At 61.7% G+C, this 3,477-nt stretch carries 3 protein-coding genes and 1 pseudogene; 3 read left to right on the forward strand and 1 reads right to left on the reverse strand.

Annotation, left to right across the window (positions count from 1 at the left end):
- Positions 1-145 precede the first annotated feature (145 nt).
- The gene (locus C0V97_RS17040; RefSeq protein WP_127103699.1) at positions 146-1,006 is read left to right on the forward strand and encodes a glucose 1-dehydrogenase; all 861 of its coding nucleotides are present in this window, start codon (positions 146-148) and stop codon (positions 1,004-1,006) included.
- Here C0V97_RS17040 and C0V97_RS17045 read toward each other — a convergent pair.
- The gene (locus tag C0V97_RS17045; RefSeq protein WP_158625467.1) at positions 996-1,970 is read right to left on the reverse strand and encodes a helix-turn-helix domain-containing protein; all 975 of its coding nucleotides are present in this window, start codon (positions 1,968-1,970) and stop codon (positions 996-998) included. The genes C0V97_RS17040 and C0V97_RS17045 overlap by 11 nt on opposite strands.
- Before the next feature lie 229 nt (positions 1,971-2,199).
- Here C0V97_RS17045 and C0V97_RS17050 point away from each other — a divergent pair, with 229 nt between their 5' ends.
- Positions 2,200-3,165, forward strand: a complete 966-nt coding sequence (locus C0V97_RS17050) for a thiamine pyrophosphate-dependent dehydrogenase E1 component subunit alpha (protein ID WP_127103701.1) — start codon at positions 2,200-2,202, stop codon at positions 3,163-3,165.
- A 30-nt stretch (positions 3,166-3,195) separates the two neighbouring features.
- A pseudogene (locus C0V97_RS17055) lies at positions 3,196-3,477 on the forward strand (alpha-ketoacid dehydrogenase subunit beta); the annotation flags it as partial.

Below are 3,477 nucleotides of genomic sequence, written 5' to 3' on the forward strand. Positions count from 1 at the left end.
CGCCCCCCCTCCTGAGACCCGCCTCTCCCCCGATATCACAAAACCTCGATCTCGGGAGAAACGCCGGAACGTCCTCTCTTGCCTCGCATTGATCACAGGTCCGTGAAATCGGGACCCCGAATGTTCCACGATCAGGAGAGAGTTCATGCCAGAGCAGATTCCGCCCCAATCGCAGGCCCATCAACCCGGCGTTGAGAAAGCGATGCGTCCCCTCGCCACGCATATCAGGGAAAGCTATCGCGGCAGCGGCAAGCTTTCGGGCAAGAAAGCAATCGTCAGTGGGGGCGATAGTGGCATCGGGCGCTCGGCAGCGCTGCATTTTGCCCGGGAGGGCGCCGATGTCGCCATCCTGTATTTCGAAGAACATGAAGACGCGGATGAGACGAAGCGCCTGATCGAAGCCGAGGGCGTCAGGGCCATCGCCCTGTCCGGTGATATCCGCTCGAGCCATTTCTGCAACGAGGCCGTAAGCCAGGTCGTCGAGGCGTTCGGCGGCCTCGATGTGCTGGTCAATAATGCAGGCTGGCAGGTCGTCAATCAGGATAGCGCCACCATCACCGATGAGGAATGGCAGCGTCATATGGACACCAATATCAACGGTTATTTCTACTTGACGCGCGCCGCCCTGCCCCATCTCAAAAAGGGAAGCGCCATCGTCAATACCTCGTCGATCAACGCCTATCGTGGCAGTGCGGGATTGCTGGCCTATTCCACCACGAAGGCAGCTGAGATGGGGTTCACCCGCGCTCTCGCGCTTGAACTGGTGGAAAAGGGGATCCGCGTGAACGCTGTCGCGCCAGGGCCGGTCTGGACTCCGCTTCAGCCCGCAAGCTGGGGCCCTGTCGACCCGGAGCAGGTTTCGGCCCTCGCCAGTTCCGTACCGATGGACCGATGCGGCGACCCCTCCGAACTTGGCCCGGCCTATGTCTATCTCGCCAGTGAGGATGCGTCTTTCGTCACCGGACAGACTTTGCACGTCAATGGCGGGACCATCATCAACGGCTGAGTGCGTCCAGGGCGCCCCGCCTGATCCCGAGATTTCTGATCTTGCGATGGAGGGTCGCCCGGCTGACACCGAGAAGGCGCGCAGCCGGGGCAATCTTGCCCTGGCTGAAGGAGAGTGCTTCGAGAATGGCGCGTATCTCAGCTTCTCGAAAACCGGAGCGTTCCTTCAGCATGGGAACCGACCTGCACGCGTCGAAATGGCTGCCCCGATCCGGAACCTGTTCAATCACCGCCAGCCTGCTCCGGGCGGCACGGCTGGCGCCGATGAGGCCGCCGGATTCATCCAGAGCGATCATTTCCTGCGACAGGGCAGTGCCCTCCCCTAGGAGTACGATCCGAGCGGACCTGAATCGATGCTCGAAGAGACGCCTTTCGATTGCTCGCGACGCATCGGCGAGCAACGCCTCCATGATCCCGGCCATCGGGGCGTCATGACGCCCGGTGCTCACATTGAGCGCGCCCAGGATTTCGCCTTCGGTTCCGTAGAACGGAACCGCCGTACAGGTCAGATGGTGCAACGCGAAGCGCCAATGCTCGCTTCCACACACCGTCATGGCCCTGTCCTCCACCAGACACGTGCCGAGTCCATTCGTACCGGCCGCATCCTCCGCCCAGATGGCACCCGAGAATAAATTCCAGCGCCCGGCGCGACGGGCGTCCCGGCTTTCGCATCGATGCGCCATCACGACACCGGACCGGTCGGAGAGGAGGGCAATATAGCCGAGAGGCGCGACCAGCCGGGCCAGCCGGTCGAGCTCGACGCAGCCTTCATGCAGGGCGCTGCCGAGACAGGCGCGTCTCTGCCTCAGCTCGGCGGCGCAGAGCCGGTCATGAGGCGCGATATGACGCGCGGCCAAGGCTGCCCTGCCCCCGCAGCGCCGCCAGGACTCGTGCAAAGGTGTCGGAAGCGATGGAGGAACGCTGCTGCGCCCCACCAGGGAAGTCACGTCTGGTCCTTCCATCATAGATCTTCCTGTATCCTGCCCGTGCCGGGACATATCCCGATGTCTCGATCCTGCGACACTCCAGGACGGATCATAACAAGAATCTGTTATTGATAACGAAGAAATGTTTCTTCCATCCCCTGCCTGGTGAGAGGCTCCCGCTGGCGGGACCGACATCCCTCCCGATTGGAGGGGTCTGGTCGCCAGTGTGAAGGGCGCGACGATGAAGCGCCCCAAGGGAGAATATCTCATGCAGATTTCCCAGGATGTCCTGCTGCGCGCCTATCGCTCGATGCGCACCATCCGTGACTTCGAGGAACGTCTTCACGTCGAGTTCGCAACGGGTGAGATACCCGGTTTCGTCCATCTCTATTGCGGTGAAGAAGCCTCGGCCGTCGGGATATGTTCCCATCTGAACGAGACCGATACCATTGCGAGCACCCATCGCGGCCATGGGCACTGCATCGCCAAGGGCGTCGCTGTCGACGGCATGATGGCCGAAATCTACGGCAAGAAAACCGGCGTCTGCGAGGGCAAGGGCGGCTCGATGCATATCGCTGATCTGTCCCTGGGCATGCTGGGTGCCAATGGGATTGTCGGCGGCGGCCCGCCACTGATCTGTGGCGCTGCCCTGTCACACAAGCTGCTGAAGGATGGAGGAGTTGCAGTCGCCTTTTATGGTGATGGTGCTTCCAATGAAGGCACGACGCTGGAAAGCCTGAACCTCGCCACAGTCTGGTCACTACCAGCGGTGTTTGTGCTGGAAGATAACTGCTATGGCGAGGCGACAGCGTCTTCCTATGCCTGCGCAGGGTCCCAACGCGCACGCGCTGAAGGCTTCGGCATGCCCTATATCGAATGCGACGGCGCTGATTTCTTCGCTGTACACCAGGCTGCGGAAGAGGCGATCGCGCATGCCCGCTCCGGTAAGGGGCCTGTGATGATGCATGTCCATCTCGCCCGCTGGTACGGGCATTTCGAGGGGGACGCCGCGAGTTATCGGCGCAGCGAAGACGTAACGCGCCTGCGCGCCGAAAAAGACTGCCTCAGAAATTTTCGCGAGCAGGTGAGCACCGTCAGCACGATCGAGGCCTCGGCTTTCGATGCGATCGATAGCGCCGTACGCGAGGAGATCGATCGGGCAGTCAGCAAGGCCAAGTCCGATCCCGTGCCGCAGGCAGCCGACCTGCATGAGAATGTCTACGTCACCTACTGAGCCACATCACGCCAGGGAGGGAGAATTATCATGTCCAGAAAAAGCTTCAGACAGGCCATCAATGAGGCACTGCGTCAGGAGATGCGGCGCGATGAGCGCGTGATCCTGATGGGGGAGGATGTTGCGGGCGGCAAGGGCGGCAGTTCAGGGGTCGATGACGCCTGGGGCGGCGTACTTGGCGTCACCAAGGGGCTCTACACCGAATTCGGTCCGGATCGTGTGCTCGACACTCCAATCACCGAAGCCTCCTATATCGGCGCTGCGGCGGGGGCTGCCGCCACAGGCTTGCGGCCCGTTGCCGAGCTGATGTTT

The sequence above is a fragment of the Asaia sp. W19 genome (genome assembly GCF_003994335.1).
Classification (GTDB): Bacteria; Pseudomonadota; Alphaproteobacteria; order Acetobacterales; family Acetobacteraceae; genus Asaia.

Bases quoted from the DNA above. Each gene is read 5' to 3' on its own strand.
- C0V97_RS17040 (WP_127103699.1), top strand. From the start codon at position 146: ATGCCAGAGCAGATTCCGCCCCAATCGCAGGCCCATCAACCCGGCGTT.
- C0V97_RS17045 (WP_158625467.1), bottom strand. From the start codon at position 1,970: ATGATGGAAGGACCAGACGTGACTTCCCTGGTGGGGCGCAGCAGCGTT.
- C0V97_RS17050 (WP_127103701.1), top strand. From the start codon at position 2,200: ATGCAGATTTCCCAGGATGTCCTGCTGCGCGCCTATCGCTCGATGCGC.